Genomic DNA, 16,236 nt, shown 5'->3' with positions numbered 1-16,236 from the left:
ATGCGATTAAAAAAAGGTTGTCCAAAAATTATCTCGGACAACCTCCAAAAAACAGCTACTTGTACTTACTAATAATTTCTTTGATTTTTGCAGTTGTCAAATCTATGCAAAGACCTTCCCAACGGACAATCCCTTTCGGATCAATCAATTGGACGTATGACAACACGTGCAAATCCATAGTCTTCCATATTTCCCCTTGCGGGTCACTTGCCAAATTGTACTCGATTTTAGGCTCGATTTCCAGTAATCGCTTTACGCCATCTTTGGCACAACCAATCACCACTAAATCATCGGCAAATTCCTTACTCCATTTGTTTAACTTCGGGATTGCTTTCCGGCAGGGGCCACAGTGGAAACTGAAGAAATCCCGCAAAACAAACTTGCCTTTCGTTTTCGGTTCTTTCGGGTACCATTCCTTTATATTCCAATCCGGTACTTTTTCTCCTAAAAACGGTTTTGCCATATTCCGGTCAACCCCTCCATTCTCGTAATCATATTTTTTTAACAACCCTTCAATTACCTCGGCTGTTAATTCATATCCTGATAATACCGGATTACCTTCCCAACGAACGATTCCCCGAGTATCCAAAAGCACTGCATGCGGGTAACCTTTCACTTCATATTTACCGATATATTCCTTTTTCGTATCGATAGCACTATAATACTCGATGACAGGCTCTTTCATCCCCCGTACAGATTCTTCCTTGTTTGGAGCCACACCAATCACCACTAATTTATCTTTAAACTGCTTACTGAATTTATTCAAATCAGGAATACTCTTCCGACAAGGTCCGCAAGAAGGCCCCCAGAAATCAATCAACACAAATTTACCTTCCGTGTTCGGTACATCCGTCAACCATTTCTCAACTTTCAATTCCGGTGCTTGACGATTCAAATAAGATTTTGCATGCAAAGTTTTATCACCATTACTCTCCATTAATCGTCCCTGAACTTGATTCAAGGTCGTTACTGTCCCCTTTTTTTGTTGAGCATCGGCTGACTTATTCTTAACCTGCACGTTTCCATTACCCAACATCTTGAATAAATTCTGCAAATCCTCCGCACTCTTGACCTCCATTTTAATAGTCTTGCGAACGGTACCGTCACTTGTGACACTATCCTTCACTTCCGTTTTTGTTTCCTGTGCCTGACCGTTATAAAACATACCTGATAACGCGAACACTGCTAGAAAAATCTTCGTTCTTTTCATACATCCCTTTTTTAAAATTTACCCGAACTTACAAGTAAAAACCCTTATTCTTATTCATTCGTTCCGGCGTTGAAATTACTGTTTAACGCAAAACGAATAAACTTTCAAAACAGGGTACAAAGAAGATACATTTTAACAAATTCTTAATAAAAGAGGTGTGTTTTGACACACCTCCAGTCTATAATGTCCACAAAGTCGAGCCTCCGGCTCCTAAATTCCATAAAGTCCACGATTCAATAACACAATGACATACAATATCATAAATCAAATCTCTCTATACATTTGACCTTACAACATTATGGACCTTCAGACCTTATGGACGAGAGTGTGTGTTTTGACACACCCTCTACTCTATACAGTCAATACTATTTTAATTCTTATTTCACGGTCGAAACATTAATCACGTTTCCTTTGATTTCGAATTTGACTTGTTCTGTCTTTTCGAACTTATCCAACAATTCATTCATATCACTATACCGGTCAATATTCGCGTAGAAGCGCAAGTTTTTGGCGTCTTCACTCGTGTAGAAGACATAAACATCGTACCATTTGCTCAATCGGGTCAGAATATCTTCCAAACGTTGGTTCCGGATATTCAATTTTCCGTTTTTCCAATCCACGAATTCATCCACGTTTACCTCTCTCTGTACTATCGTGTTATTTTTCTTATCCAACACGGCTTGGTGACTCGGTTCCAGAATACAGGATTCATTGCCTGCCGATACTTTCACTTTACCTTTGACGAGAGTGGTTTCAACAAACTCTTCATCCTCGTAATCCCTGACGTTGAATGATGTTCCCAATACTTCTATTTTCTGGTTTTTCATTTCCACGACAAACGGATGTCCCGGATCATGAGCCACGTCAAAATAGATTTCACCGGATGCCTTCACCACTCGTTTATCTCCGGAGAATGTCACCGGGTATTCAATCTCCGAGAGAGCTCCCAAATACACCTTTGTCCCGTCCGAAAGTGTTATCCCGTATTCTCCCCCTCTCGGAGTCGTTACTTTGTTGAAAACTTCCTCTTGAATCAAAGTATCCTGTTTTTTCTCGTAACTCAATACAGAGCCTGTATTAACGATTTTAGCCGAAGCATCTTCCATCTCGTTGGAAAGATTTTCCAGTTCAACACATATTCCATTGGATAACTGCAAAATAGCTTTATTTCCTCCCGCTGGAATGGTTGCCATTTGGGTAGGGGCAACAGTTTTCTCGTCACGCCCTAAAGTAAATACCAGAATGCCTATCAACAAACAAGCCGCAGCACCTGAAACAGACCAATAAAAAAGATTGCGCCTTTTTCCCGGTTTCTTTTTCTCCAGACGATTGGAAAACTTCTTCCAAGAAACATTTGCATCCTTATCGGTAATCTCCTTCACGAACCCGTTTTTCTGATAAAACCTTTCTATCTTGTGAAAATAATCTTTATTCTCCCTGTTTGCCGTGTACCATTCTCCGAAACGACTTTCTTCTTCCGGAGAAAGTCCCCCTTCTAATTTGCGTTCTATGATATCCCACTCTATCTGTTTCATAATTCACCTCTTCTTAAATCTACATAAATTCAATTTTACATAGTTCTTCTGATACTGAAAACGAACTCATGTTTATTTCGGGGTACAGCAAAATGATTTTTTTTTTCCATAAAATGACTATTTGAATATCATATACAAAAATAACAGCAAAAATGCCAAGTGAGTCTTGATATATTTATATGCTCTTTTTATATGCGTGTGTACGGTTCCCTCCGCTATATTCAAACGTTCCGCCACTTCTTTGTACTTCAACCCTTCGACGACACTCAATTCCAACACTTGCCGTTGCATATCGGGTAATTCCGCCAAAAGTTTTTTCACCTTTCTTTCCCGCTCCGATTCTTCTTCCCCGTACGGAAAATATACCATGGCTTCGGATTCAACAAGATGCTTTTGATATTTATCTATAATATTCAATTTACGATGATGATCCACGCATAAATTTCTCACCGAGGTAAACAGGTAACGTTCCAGTGGAATATTTTCCGGCATACTTTTCCCTTTATTCCACAATCCCATGAAAACTTCCTGAACAACATCATCGGCAAGCGCTTCATCCATTAAAAAATTTCGGGCAAAAAGATACAGACGTTTATACATAAACTTGTATAAACCTTCAAAATGCTCGGAATAATCCTCATTCAGCCATTCTACTGTATACAATTCGTCACTCATAGATAAAATCACACACTCGTATAATAAACATGCATAGTTTATTGAATATTTTCCGTTCGATGTAACAGACAAATATAGAGATTATATTTTACTTCCAAAATAATCGTTTAAAAAACCTATTCTATTTGTACTCGAATCCAATATCTTTATTCATCGGATTTATGGAAATAATCATACACGATTTTTGCTTTAGCTGCCCCGATAACAGTTGCCAGTTCTTTCTGTGAAGCGGATTGAATCGCATTTACCGTTTTAAAATTCTGTAATAAAGATATTTCCGTCTTTTCTCCTATACCTTTTATTTCACTCAAGACACTAACCGTTTGTTTCTTTTCGCGCAATTTACGATGGAATGTGATACCGAAGCGATGGGCTTCATCCCGAATATGCATCAAAGTCTTTAAAGAAATAGATGTTTTCGCCAATAAATAAGGATCTTTATCGCCCGGGTAATAGATTTCCTCCATTTGCTTTGCCAAACCGATTATCGGTACTCGTTCCACCAAATCCAGTTTTCGTAAAGTGGCAACAGCAGAGCTTAATTGTCCTTTTCCACCATCCACGACTATCAAATCGGGAAGTTCTCCCCCCTCTTCCAAAACCCGATGATAGCGACGATACAATATTTCCTCCATGGAAGCAAAGTCATTTGCCCCGATAACAGTTTTCACGTGGAAATGTCTATATTCCCGTTTCGCCGGTTTCCCGTCTATGAAGACAACACAGGAAGCTACCGGAGTGGTTCCCTGTATATTCGAGTTATCGAAACATTCCATGCGATGCGGTAAACGAGGCAATTTCAACTCGTTTTTTATCGTGTTCAACAAGTCCAATTTGGTATCTTGACGACGTAATCCTCTCTGCCGCTCACGATCCATTTTAAAGAATTTCACGTTCCGTTCCGATAAGTCCAGCAATTGTTTTTTCTCTCCTCGCTGGGGAATAGCGTAATTCAGCCCTTGCATAAGCAAATCAGGATAAAAGGGAACCAGAATTTCTTTGGAACGACTATTCACGAGCTGGCGGATTTCAAAAATTCCAAATGATAGAAGTGATTCTTTCGATTCATCTAGTTTTTTCTCTAATTCTATTGTATGTACTTGGTTTACAGCTCCATGAACAATACGCAAATAATTCACGTACGCGTATTTTTCGTCTTCCAGATAAGAGAAAACGTCTATGTCATTCATGGAAGCACTAACAATAGTGGATTTAGTCTGGTGTGATTTCAGTGCTTCTATGGCTTCCTTCATTTCTTGAGCTTTCTCGAATTGAAGCGAAATGGTATATTCCTTCATCTTTTGCATCATGAAGTCAATGACAGAAGAGATATTACCTTTCAATATATTTCGAATTTGGGTAATATTTTCCATGTATTCCTCTTCCGTCACGTACCCCACGCATGGACCCAAACAATTTCCTATATGATATTCAAGACAAACTTTATATTTTCCGCTATATATCACTGATTTATTGAGATTTAAATTGCATGTACGCAATTTATAAAGACTTTTTATCAAGGAAATCAGTGTACTGGCGTATCTGGCAGATGTAAAAGGACCAAAATACTCCGAACCGTTCCGGATAAACTTACGTGTGGTAAATACACGGGGAAAAGCCTCTTTCGTGATACATATCCAAGGGTAAGTTTTATCGTCTTTCAGTAGGATGTTATATCGAGGCTTATATTTCTTGATTAAGTTATTTTCCAGTAACAAAGCATCTTCTTCCGTATTAACGACAATATACTTTAAGTCACGTATCTTTCTGACCAGAACCATGGTCTTCGAAGATTGATTATTCTTTACAAAATAGGATGAAACTCTATTCTTTAGATTTTTAGCCTTACCTATATAAATAATAACTCCATTTGCATCAAAAAATTGATACACCCCGGGAGTGGTAGGTAATTTACTAACTTTCTCTTTCAATCCTAATTCATCAGTCATATCAATAAACTCCTATATGAAATCAAATTTATCGAAGTCAAATATTCCCTTTTCGCCTATTTTCAGAGTAGGTATTACAATCAATGCCATAAACGAGAGCGTCATAAAAGGAGAATTCAAGGGTGTTCCCATTTTAGAAAGTAATTTATTCAATTCCATGTACTGTTCGGCAACTTCCTGACCGGAACGATCACTCATAATTCCCCCTACCGGTAACGGTAACGCATGCAATTTCTCGCTATCATTCACGACCAGTCCGCCCTTGAGTTTTATCACTTCATTCACGGCAGTTACAATATCCGTATCCGTGCAGCCTACCGCGATAATATTATGGGAATCGTGAGAAATTGAAGAAGCGAAAGCCCCATGTTTTATACCTATACCGGATATAAATCCGACTTGGGGTTTCGTGTTATAATAGCGATTCAAGTACACTATTTTCAAAATATCGGAATCCACATCCGATTGATAATTTTCTATTCTTCGGTCGAAATGGAGCATCATTCTCTCGGTAATGATACTATCCGGAACTACTTTTATACAGTGAATATCTCCTTCCACATCCGTGCGGATATCAATATCTTTTATAATATCGTGATTAAATAAATTCAAACAAGGAATTTTTGAATCCGAAATTTCTATTTTTCCCCCTTTTCGATAGACTTCTACCCCATTAATATAAGTAGCATGAATATCCAAAGATTCGAGATCTTCCAAAATGATAAAGTCAGCTTTATCCCCGACATGCAATGTCCCTACATCCAAATGATAAAAATGTACCGGATTAATACATGCCACCTGAAGAATATCAAATATCCCGAAACCGTCAGACACGGCTTTTTTCACTAAATAATTGATATGTCCTTTTATTAAAAGATCGTCGGCATGGGAATCATCCGTACAAAACATCACGTTATCGGTACGTGTGGCAATTAAAGATTTTAAAGCATCATAATTCTTTGCCGCACTCCCTTCTCGAATCATGATCTGCATTCCTTTTGAAATTTTCTCCTCTGCTTCTTCCAATTCAGATGACTCGTGATCGGTTTCTATACCATGAGCAATATAAGCGCTTAACGTATCACCCCTCAATTCCGGCGCGTGACCGTCTATTCTTAAAGCGTATTTTTTAGCTATATCCAGTTTTGCTATAACTTCCGGCTCACCGTTAAGAACACCCGGAATATTCATCACCTCCGCGAGCATGGTAAATTGTCCGGTTTTTGCCAATATCTCCGTGTCTTCTGCGGTAATAATATTACCCGGTTTATCTAATGGAGTCGCCGGAACGCAAGAAGGTATTCCCCAGAAAATTTTTAAAGGTGTTTCCTCCCCGTTTTTTATCATCATTTTCACTCCTTCAACACCCAAAACATTCGCTATTTCATGCGGATCAGATACTACCCCCACTGTCCCGTTAGGAATAACCAATTTTGAAAATTCCGAAGGCATCAACATAGAACTCTCGATATGTACATGAGCGTCCATAAATCCCGGGCATATATAATGATTGTAAGAATTTGAATTTCTCTCTATCGAAAGAATTTTTCCGTCAGAAACAGTTATTGTACACGGATAAAATTCTCTATTGTCAATATCAACTAAATTTCCTTCTATCACTTTCATAAAATAACTGTTTATATGATGTTTATTTCTACTTTTTCTATCTCTCCCCAAGTTTTCATGTATCTATATTACAAGGTACCCTTCGCACCATTTTGAAATGTTCCACGTGAAACATTTCAGTTATCTTCCCATTAAAATCAATAAAACATTAATGTCCGAAGGCGATACTCCGGTTATACGTGACGCTTGTCCTATTGTTTTTGGTTTGATTTTAGTCAACTTTTGACGAGCTTCATATGATAGAGAATTTATCGCCATGTAATCAAATTTATTCTCGATGACTAAATTTTCCAATCGATTCAATTTATCGGCAATTAATTTTTCACGTTCTATATACCCCGAATATTTAATCAAAACTTCAGCCGCCTCAATAATTTCTTCTCGAATAGAATTATCAAAAATAAATTCTTTCAATGAAGGAATATAATCCACTATTTTAGGAATCGTTACTTGAGGACGAGAAATGATATCAATCAATTTCAATTTTTGACGAATAGGTGAAGAACCGAATAATTCCAACACGGAATTTATTTCATCCGGAGAAATACTGAAATTGGAAATAAAGTCTATTAACCTGTCCCGCTTTAAAATTTTGTCTTCAAAAATAGAGTAACGATCTTCCTTCACCAAACCTATAGAATATCCCAAGGGAGTCAATCTGACATCGGCATCGTCTTGTCGCAATAAAATACGATATTCGGCACGAGAGGTAAACATACGATAAGGTTCATCCACTCCTTTCGTCACCAAATCATCAATTAATACACCTATATAAGCTTGATCCCGATTTAATACAAAATCTCTATTCTCATGTAAAGAAAGATGCGCGTTAATCCCAGCCATCAAACCTTGAGCGGCGGCTTCTTCATATCCGGTAGTCCCGTTAATTTGCCCCGCAAAATAAAGTCCCTTAATCAACTTCGTTTCCAAAGTCGGGTACAATTGTGTCGGTTGAAAAAAATCATACTCAATCGCGTACCCCGGACGATATATTTTTACATTTTCAAAACCTTCAACTTTTCGAAGTGCCCTTAATTGTATATCCCAAGGTAAAGAAGAAGAAAACCCGTTCAAATAATATTCCGTAGTCCTCTCCCCTTCCGGTTCCAAAAATAAATGATGACTATCCCTATCGGAAAAAGTATCTAACTTAGTTTCGATACTCGGGCAATAACGAGGGCCTATACTCTTGATAGTCCCGTTAAAAAGGGGGCTATCGTCAAAACCTTCACGCAATATATCATGAACCTCTTTATTCGTGTAAGCGATATAGCAAGGTCGTTTCTCTAGTGAATTTGTATACGCGAAACTCAGAAAAGAGAATTTATGAAAATCATTATCCCCATCCTGTCTGGTCAATTTAGAGAAATCGATACTTCTACCATCAATACGAACAGGTGTTCCCGTTTTCATGCGCCCCACGGTAAAACCATGATCAAACAATTGCTCGGACAATCCATGAGAAGCAGGTTCAGAAATACGACCACCGGGAAAAGTTACCCGACCGATATGCATCAGACCATTTAAAAATGTTCCATTCGTGAGCACTACACGAGGAGCTGAAAAGGAAACACCCAATTGAGTCTTCACCCCTGCCACTTTCCCATCATCCAAAATCAATTCAATAACATCATCCTGCCAAAGATCGAGATTATCGGTATGTTCTACAATATCCCTCCACTCGGAAGAAAATACCATACGATCACATTGAGATCGCGGACTCCACATAGCAGGTCCTTTGGAAAGGTTCAACATTCTGAATTGAATTGTACTTCTATCCGTTACGATACCTGAATATCCACCCAACGCATCTATTTCTCTGACAATCTGACCTTTAGCAATACCACCCATTGCCGGATTACAAGACATTTGCGCTATCTTGTTCATATCCAAAGTGATAAGTAAAGTTTTTGATCCGAGATTAGCTGCCGCACAAGCTGCCTCACAACCGGCATGACCAGCTCCCACTACAATAACATCATATTCAGGTAACAACTGCGACATATCAAAGTGTTTTAAGCAATTCTAAGCAATGATTTTCATTTTGACGCATCTCTTGCGCGTCATTATCCGATTTATCTTTAAAACCTATTAAATGAAGCACAGAATGAACTATCACTCTATGCAATTCTTCTTCATAGGTAGTACCGAATTCCAAAGCATTGGATTGAACCGTGTCCAGACTTATAAATACATCACCGGAAAGTACTTTCCCTTCCCTGTAATCAAACGTGATTACATCAGTATAGTAATCATGATTCAAATACTTTCTATTCACGTCCAGTATATAATCATCATTACAAAAAATAAAAGAGATAGTACCCAATTTCAATGAATAATCTTCAGCAACAAGTTGAAGCCATTGAGTCACCCTCTCTTTTGAGAAAAAAGCAGGAAATTCACATTCCTCGTTGAAAAAAAAAATCTCACTCATCTAATCCATTCATAAATTGAAAACCATGATCACTTTGGATCCTCCGTCTTCAAATATCAAATCGTCAGAAAACGTTTTCATCAGGTAAAGTCCTCTCCCGGCATCTTTTTCAATATTATCGGGCAAAGTAGGATCAGGTATATATGAATAATCAAAACCTTCGCCTTCATCCTTTACAGCAACGAACAAACGCTTATCTTCCTCATGAACTATGAATTTCACATGCTTCATAGGATCCAATTTATTACCGTAAAGAATAGCGTTATTTACGGCTTCAATGACGCATAAACTTATTTTGCCAAACACGTCCGGTTCAACATTATAAACGTCCGAAAAATAATCGATAAAATTCTCAACTTTAACGATATTGCCAATTTCCGAGGCAATTGAAAATTCCAGTTTGTCCATGCTTTCTACAGTTAATATCTAAAATCTTAGACAAAATCATAAACTAAATAACTCCTATTAATTATTAAACCAAACATACGTAAACGTATCCAAAATACCCCACTAACTACAGTTTAGCGAATGTAAGCAAAATATTTCTAATTATCAACTCCGATAAATATAAAAATTTTATATCCATAATTTACCACGGCGTTAACCACAATTGTGGGTCCATATTATCCTTATCTTTCCATACCTGAAAATTTAGTGTACTGTTTTCCCCGCTACTTGCCAACTTACCAATTTTCTGTTTCACGTTCACGGTGTCGCCCTTCTTTATAAAGATCTCCACCAAATTTGAATATACCGTCAGATAATTTCCATGGCGCACAATAACAACATTATTATCCCCCGGAATAAACATTATTTCAGTTACCACACCTTTGAATACCGCTCTCACATCAGCATTACGCGATGTAGTAATTGTAATTCCCGCGTTATTTAACTTCACCTGTTTGAACACCGGATGTATATTCACCCCGAATTTTTCGGAAACAAACCCTTGTTCAACAGGCCAAGGTAACTTTCCTTTGTTTTTAGCGAAATCGTCAGAAATAAGTTTCTCTTCCGGTGTTAATTTATAGTTAGAATTTTTACTCCCGGACTTTTTCGCTTGAGCAGCAATAAGTTTCTCCAATTCTTTTTTAAACCGTTCCCGGTTTTTAATCTCGATATTCAGTTTTCGTAGAATCTCTTTCTCTTTTTTCTTGAGTTCCCCGACGTATTTATTAGCTTGATTCTGTTCCTTGATTAACTCGTTGTTCTGGGCAGATATTTTAGATTGCGTCGCATTCTTCAACGCCATCAATTCAGTAAGTTGATTATTGATCGAAGTCAACGAATCATTCGTTTGTTTTATTCTCTCTAACTGACGTTTGGAATAATCCTGTACCTGCTCGAAATATTTATATCGAGCATAGGCTTGAGTAAAACTGGAAGAAGAGAATATATATACCAACTTATCGGATGTATTTCTTTTTTTCCAAGTTTCGTAAACCATTTTAGCATAGAAATCCAACATTTGTTGCTTACTCGCTTCCAGATCAGATTTAACGTACTCGTTGCTCGATATTTGTTTCTCTATATATTTAACTTCATTCGTGAGGGATTGGATCATTTCCTTTCCCTTTACAATTTTCTGGTTAATAATCGTGATTTTCTGAATAGTAGCCGATTGATCATTACGAGCGTTATCCAATAATTTGTTCAGGTAAGCAATTTCTTTTTCGGTCTTCGCATTTTTCTTTTTAATCGCCTCTATAGATTGCGTGTAAGCAACCGTAAAGGTGAAGAAAAAGATTAAAATCAATATGACGCGAAAAACATTCATGTTAATACATCCGTTTATATTTGCTCGATATTTTAAAGTTAGATGATACTTCAACATCAAATTCCACACGGCTGAAATCCAGTTGGACTTCCCAGTTGTCATCATCGGTAAAGATATTAAAAACTATCCGTTCAGGAAAAACTTTCCCTTCAAAATCTTTAATATTCTTGTACTTAACACTCATCCCTACTCTTTCTTCCATATCCTCAATAGACACCAGACAAGGTCTGAAACAATCAGGATTTATATGTATTTTCTGCAAGATCAAGGAAAATTCTTTGTTTTTCCTCTTTTTCTTGTATAATTTCTTCAACTTTCTACCGATTGCTTTCTCCTCCAAAGTGTACAAAACATAGTCATTACCGGACTTATCAAATTTGAATCGCTTATTTCTATCCATTTCGGTAGTACAGGATTCAAAATCAAAGAAACGGTTTGTCAACATTCGCTGAAAACAGTCGTAAGTAAAACCGACATCGAAACGCTCTATAAAATAGTTATAGTCCGATACAAAATACTTTTTATCTCTCGGACTGATAAACTTCACGCTATCGGGAGTCAATAAAATTCGTGCAACCTCGATCCCCATCGGGGCAGTCACCGATACCCAGATAAAACTATCCCTTTGAATACGCATCATAGCTTTCAAACTATGGGATTTCTTTTTCTCCTTTAACGTCAAATCTATTTTCTTGGCATATATAGTATTATAGTCCAATTCGTTGAAATAAACATTTCTAAGTAATCTTCCTTCAGTTATATTCGGTAATTCTCGTTTAACTTCAACTACTTTTTTAACAGACTTACACGACACTAATAAGATCAAAACCAAAATAAAAATAAAACTATTCCTCATGCTCTACCGATAAACCATTCACTATTTTATTTTTCAAATTATCACTAATATCATCACCCAATTCCAATGCTTTTTTCCACATTTTCAATGCTTCTTCCTTATCACCATTCATGTAAAGAATATCACCGTAATGCTCGTACAACACTCCGCTAGGCTTTTCCGTGTTTTCTATGGCAGAACGCATATAAAAACGTGCCAAAGAATAATTTTTAAGTTTAAAAAGTACCCAAGCATAAGTATCCAAGAAAGTAGCGTTATTAGGATCAGCACTCAACGCCGTTGAAATCATTTTTTCAGCCTGATTCAAACGCTCATTTCTTAAAGAAAGATAATAACTGTAGTTATTCAAAGTCATTATATCATTCGGATTGATAGCTATCGCACTATCAAACATGGAAAAAGCGATTTCTATACTATCTTGCTTGTAATAACATTCACCCAAATAAGCGTACAATTGAGATTTTATAAAAGATTTATCCGGGGCCAATTCAAGCCCTTTCTGAAGATATCCCGTTGCTTTCGCGTAATTTCCTTCAATCAACATAGGTAAACTTATCATCATATAAGGGAGCGGCTCGTTCGGGAAATAATTCAAACACTCCAACCCTTCACTTTTCATAGCTGCCGTATCACCCAATTGGTTAGATAAAAGCATTAATTCCTCCCAAACCAGATAATTATTCTTCTCTTTAGAGATAATAAATTCGAGTTCTTTCTTACATTCCTCCAATTTATTTTCTCTCTTTAAAAAATCAGCATTCAAAGTTCTTACACTGAGATCACCCGGATATTTCTCCAATAATAATTGAACATATCTGTAAATATGATCGGTCGATAAACTTAAATCCGCTTGATTAACAAGTAATTTCAATAAATATTGAACTTTCAAGTTGTTGTCTATATTATCATTCGCCAACGCGGGACGAATATACTTTTCCGTGTTCAGAGAATCTTTTTTGGTTCGATAATAATCAGCCAGATAAAATTGAACGAAACCGTTATCGGGATAATCTTTCACAATCCTATTCAAGAGTTGTAATCCTTTTTTCTCCTGATTGTGTGACAAATACAACTCCGCCAATAATCCCAAATAATCAGTATTCTCCGGGTATTTTTTAATCAATTTCATGATCTCGGAAGAAGCTCTCTTCACGTTATCCATTTTGGAATACAATTTGGCTTTTTCTATTATTGCGGGTTCATTTACTCCGAATTGTTTCTCGTATCTATTCAAAACCTCTATCGCTTTCTCCCATTTTTCAGTCGAGGTATAAAGATCAACTTGAATAATATAAAAATCTTCTCTTTCAGGATGTTTGGCGATTAGTTCATCATATACCTTACAGGCTTCTTCAATCATTGATTTTTTCTGCAAGATATTCGCCAACAAAAGATTGTACCAAATATTATCGGGTTCGAGCTGAACCGCTTCACGCATCAACTGAAGAGGAAGGTTTAAATCTTCACCCAAAGAAAGTATACTGGATATTTCGTAACGCACCGCGGCACTCCGGTTATAAATTTTCATGCATTGGTCGAAATAAGTCAAAGACGACTTCAAATCACCCAATATTTTAAACCGGACTCCTTCCATGAAAGCATAGTCAAACTGCACTTTAGCTTCACCTTCTAAAGTTGGTTCAACTGCTTTCTTTTTATCTGCAAATACTTGAATGGCACATAAAAGAAACAGAATAACAAATAACGATTTAACTAATTTGTTCATTCTAAATTGTTTATTTTTTACCCGTGTGACCGAAGCCTCCCTCTCCTCTTTCCGTATCGTTCAAAGTCTCCACTTCAATCAATTCAGCCTGTTCGACTTTATTAATCACCATTTGGCAAATCCGTTCACCGTCATTGATTTGTGTAACTTCGTGTGATAAATTAACCAAAATAACACCAATCTCTCCTCTGTAATCGGCATCTATCGTTCCCGGCGTATTCAACAAAGTAATCCCTTCGTTTAAAGCCAACCCGCTTCTCGGACGCATTTGAGCCTCGTAGCCCTCGGGCAATTCAATAAATAACCCGGTAGGAATCAATTTTCTTTCCAACGATTTCAACATAACCGGGGCATCCAAATTTGCCCGAATATCCATTCCCGCCGATGATTTTGTCTTGTATTCCGGAAGCGCATGCTTCGACTTATTCACGATCTTTATTTTCATTTCTCTCTATTACTTTGATAGTTAGTTATACAATACCTTATTTGTATAAATCGTGCTAAGATAGCTATTTTTTATGAATTAACTTGTACATAAAATCTTTTGTCAATAAAAAACTCATCTCTCTTTTCACGAAGATATAAACGAAGAGTATAAATAACGGCAAACGAACTAAACAAGTTACCAAATCCCCGTCAAATTTAATCATTCGCCCTGCAAAATAAAACGCCAGACAAATAACGAAATAGAAAAGAATTTTCGGTATATCATAATTAATCTTGTAAAAATGTCTTCCCAGAATAAACGAAAGTATAGTCATTACCAAAAAACAAGTAAACACGGAATAAGCGGAAGCCATAAAACCGATTTTAGGCAAGAAAATAACATTACCGGCAATGGTTATCACGCATCCCGCGATAGCCATGTACGCACCGTATATCGTTTTATCAGTCAATTTATACCACAAGGAAAGCGAATAATACATCCCTTGGAAGAGATTTGCCATGAGAACCCACGGCACGATAGCCAATCCCTCGAAATAAGTCGATTTAACGAAATATTTCAAAAGGTCGAGATTAAACATGACACCCAAGAATATCATCAAACCAAACCCGGTAAAATAGAGTAAAACATCCTCGTACACTTTTTTTGAGTCAGAGTTTCTGGAATAATTAAAAAAGAAAGGTTCAAAAGCGAAACGGAATCCTTGGGTAAATATATACATGATTAAGGCAAGTTTATAGTTTGCCCCGTAGATCCCGGTCATCGCCATGCTGGTAGCCTCATCTTCCAAAAGCTTTGGCATCAATATTTTATCACCTTGCAAATTAATAATTCCTGCTAAACTCACGATTAAAATCGGGTAAGAATACTTCAATATATCTTTCAATAAAGAGAAAGAAAAAACAAACTTAAACTTCAATATATAAGGAAGTAACATAAGCAGAGTTACAACCGAAGCCAACAGGTAAGAAATGAAAACGTAGATAACCCCTCCCTCCGGGTTATAAAAGGGAACATGTATTCCTTGCTTTTCGAGATAAGGACACAATAACAAGAAAAACAAATTCGAACCTACATTGATTCCTATATTCACTAACTTAATGATTCCGAAACGAATAGGACGGCTATCCAAACGGAGCAAAGCGAAAGGCAAAGTAGTAATCACGTCGATAGCCAATGTCACGGCTAATAGAGAGATGTAAATCGGATAATCTTCAACTTCCAATAAAACAGAAAGTTGAGGAAGAAAAGAAAAACAAAGAACAAGAAAAAGTATGGAAGTAAAGCTCAAAGAAGTCAATAGAGTGGAGAAAACTCTATCCTTACCGTCTTTCGTGGCGAACCTGAAAAAACCGGTTTCCGTACCATACGTCAACAGCACCATTAAAATAGAAGTGTACGCCATTAGATTGACTACTATCCCGTACTCGTCTGCAATAAATACTCTCGTGTACAAAGGCACCAGCAACCAATTTATAAATCGTCCGATAATTGTCGTGAAACCGTATATCACGGTTTCTCCCATTAGTTTTTTCAGTGGGTTCATATTTTTTCTACTTTTGCTTCAAGTTCATTGAAGTGACAAAAGTAAGAAGTTCTCAACAACAATATCATATATATATTATCTTTTATTTTTTTTAAAAAGAATATGAAGATGATTATAGGCTGTGAGTAATTGTGATAAAATAAATGGATTTCTCTTGTTTTTGTAGTTATTATTTGTTGGTTTGAAGGTTACTCACAATGTATGTATTGATTATGTACTGATAATCAAAATTGTTTTTGAGTTATCCACAATTGTTAGTAATAATGATTCGGAAAAAGTATTTTGTGAAATGATAGAAAACTGATGTTAGTAATTTGTAGAAACAAGCAGGGTTAATTTAAAAAACTATTCTTGGATTTTTGATTTCAATTATTACTTGCTTCTCTTTTCGTGAAATGCAAATGAAGTTATTCTTTTTAGTTCTTTTTTTATTCACAGTTACTAACGGGGATACTAA

At 36.7% G+C, this 16,236-nt stretch carries 13 protein-coding genes; all 13 read right to left on the bottom strand.

The window, feature by feature from the left end; all coding sequences use genetic code 11:
- Window positions 1-55 precede the first annotated feature (55 nt).
- Entirely contained in the window at window positions 56-1,210 is a 1,155-nt protein-coding gene (locus tag Q5866_RS00605; RefSeq protein ID WP_292265065.1) for a TlpA disulfide reductase family protein, read from the bottom strand.
- Between the two features lie 377 nt (window positions 1,211-1,587).
- On the bottom strand, window positions 1,588-2,745 hold the full coding sequence (locus Q5866_RS00600; protein ID WP_099291370.1) for a FecR family protein: 1,158 nt from the start codon (window positions 2,743-2,745) through the stop codon (window positions 1,588-1,590).
- Between the two features lie 117 nt (window positions 2,746-2,862).
- Window positions 2,863-3,420, bottom strand: a complete 558-nt coding sequence (locus tag Q5866_RS00595) for an RNA polymerase sigma factor (protein WP_141560916.1) — start codon at window positions 3,418-3,420, stop codon at window positions 2,863-2,865.
- Between the two features lie 146 nt (window positions 3,421-3,566).
- Window positions 3,567-5,369 carry an excinuclease ABC subunit UvrC gene (gene uvrC, locus Q5866_RS00590; RefSeq protein ID WP_186974914.1) on the bottom strand — a complete coding sequence of 601 codons (1,803 nt, stop codon included), beginning with the start codon at window positions 5,367-5,369 and terminating at the stop codon, window positions 3,567-3,569.
- 12 nt (window positions 5,370-5,381) lie between these two features.
- Window positions 5,382-6,995, bottom strand: coding sequence for an adenine deaminase (ade, locus tag Q5866_RS00585; RefSeq protein ID WP_303178108.1), 1,614 nt, complete (start codon window positions 6,993-6,995; stop codon window positions 5,382-5,384).
- Window positions 6,996-7,115: 120 nt separating this feature from the next.
- On the bottom strand, window positions 7,116-8,990 hold the full coding sequence (gene mnmG / locus Q5866_RS00580) for a tRNA uridine-5-carboxymethylaminomethyl(34) synthesis enzyme MnmG (protein WP_186975008.1): 1,875 nt from the start codon (window positions 8,988-8,990) through the stop codon (window positions 7,116-7,118).
- A gap of 10 nt (window positions 8,991-9,000) precedes the next feature.
- Complete coding sequence (ybeY, locus tag Q5866_RS00575) at window positions 9,001-9,429, bottom strand: rRNA maturation RNase YbeY (RefSeq protein ID WP_186974916.1); 429 nt, start codon at window positions 9,427-9,429, stop codon at window positions 9,001-9,003.
- A 9-nt stretch (window positions 9,430-9,438) separates the two neighbouring features.
- Window positions 9,439-9,837, bottom strand: coding sequence for an ATP-binding protein (locus Q5866_RS00570; RefSeq protein WP_303178106.1), 399 nt, complete (start codon window positions 9,835-9,837; stop codon window positions 9,439-9,441).
- 181 nt (window positions 9,838-10,018) lie between these two features.
- Window positions 10,019-11,206, bottom strand: coding sequence for a murein hydrolase activator EnvC (locus Q5866_RS00565; protein WP_186974917.1), 1,188 nt, complete (start codon window positions 11,204-11,206; stop codon window positions 10,019-10,021).
- A gap of 1 nt (window position 11,207) precedes the next feature.
- Entirely contained in the window at window positions 11,208-12,062 is an 855-nt protein-coding gene (locus Q5866_RS00560; RefSeq protein WP_099291377.1) for a DUF4292 domain-containing protein, read from the bottom strand.
- On the bottom strand, window positions 12,052-13,788 hold the full coding sequence (locus tag Q5866_RS00555; protein ID WP_303178103.1) for a tetratricopeptide repeat protein: 1,737 nt from the start codon (window positions 13,786-13,788) through the stop codon (window positions 12,052-12,054). Before Q5866_RS00555 ends, Q5866_RS00560 begins: the two co-directional genes overlap by 11 nt.
- Before the next feature lie 10 nt (window positions 13,789-13,798).
- A complete protein-coding gene (gene dut / locus Q5866_RS00550) occupies window positions 13,799-14,233 on the bottom strand; it encodes a dUTP diphosphatase (protein WP_099291379.1) in 435 nt (144 codons plus the stop codon).
- Window positions 14,234-14,297: 64 nt separating this feature from the next.
- The gene (locus Q5866_RS00545) at window positions 14,298-15,779 is read right to left on the bottom strand and encodes a lipopolysaccharide biosynthesis protein (RefSeq protein WP_099291380.1); all 1,482 of its coding nucleotides are present in this window, start codon (window positions 15,777-15,779) and stop codon (window positions 14,298-14,300) included.
- Between the last annotated feature and the right edge of the window lie 457 nt (window positions 15,780-16,236).

The organism is uncultured Butyricimonas sp., assembly GCF_959596855.1.
GTDB lineage: Bacteria > Bacteroidota > Bacteroidia > Bacteroidales > Marinifilaceae > Butyricimonas > Butyricimonas muris.
The sequence above is the reverse complement of the archived record's forward strand: the minus strand, read 5'-3'. Positions and strand labels throughout refer to the sequence as shown.

Coding starts and splice junctions, on each gene's coding strand:
- Q5866_RS00570 (WP_303178106.1), bottom strand. CDS start 9,837: ATGGACAAACTGGAATTTTCAATTGCCTCGGAAATTGGCAATATCGTT.
- Q5866_RS00605 (WP_292265065.1), bottom strand. CDS start 1,210: ATGAAAAGAACGAAGATTTTTCTAGCAGTGTTCGCGTTATCAGGTATG.
- dut (WP_099291379.1), bottom strand. CDS start 14,233: ATGAAAATAAAGATCGTGAATAAGTCGAAGCATGCGCTTCCGGAATAC.
- Q5866_RS00600 (WP_099291370.1), bottom strand. CDS start 2,745: ATGAAACAGATAGAGTGGGATATCATAGAACGCAAATTAGAAGGGGGA.
- Q5866_RS00565 (WP_186974917.1), bottom strand. CDS start 11,206: ATGAATGTTTTTCGCGTCATATTGATTTTAATCTTTTTCTTCACCTTT.
- Q5866_RS00555 (WP_303178103.1), bottom strand. CDS start 13,788: ATGAACAAATTAGTTAAATCGTTATTTGTTATTCTGTTTCTTTTATGT.
- ade (WP_303178108.1), bottom strand. CDS start 6,995: ATGAAAGTGATAGAAGGAAATTTAGTTGATATTGACAATAGAGAATTT.
- Q5866_RS00545 (WP_099291380.1), bottom strand. CDS start 15,779: ATGAACCCACTGAAAAAACTAATGGGAGAAACCGTGATATACGGTTTC.
- Q5866_RS00560 (WP_099291377.1), bottom strand. CDS start 12,062: ATGAGGAATAGTTTTATTTTTATTTTGGTTTTGATCTTATTAGTGTCG.
- Q5866_RS00595 (WP_141560916.1), bottom strand. CDS start 3,420: ATGAGTGACGAATTGTATACAGTAGAATGGCTGAATGAGGATTATTCC.
- uvrC (WP_186974914.1), bottom strand. CDS start 5,369: ATGACTGATGAATTAGGATTGAAAGAGAAAGTTAGTAAATTACCTACC.
- ybeY (WP_186974916.1), bottom strand. CDS start 9,429: ATGAGTGAGATTTTTTTTTTCAACGAGGAATGTGAATTTCCTGCTTTT.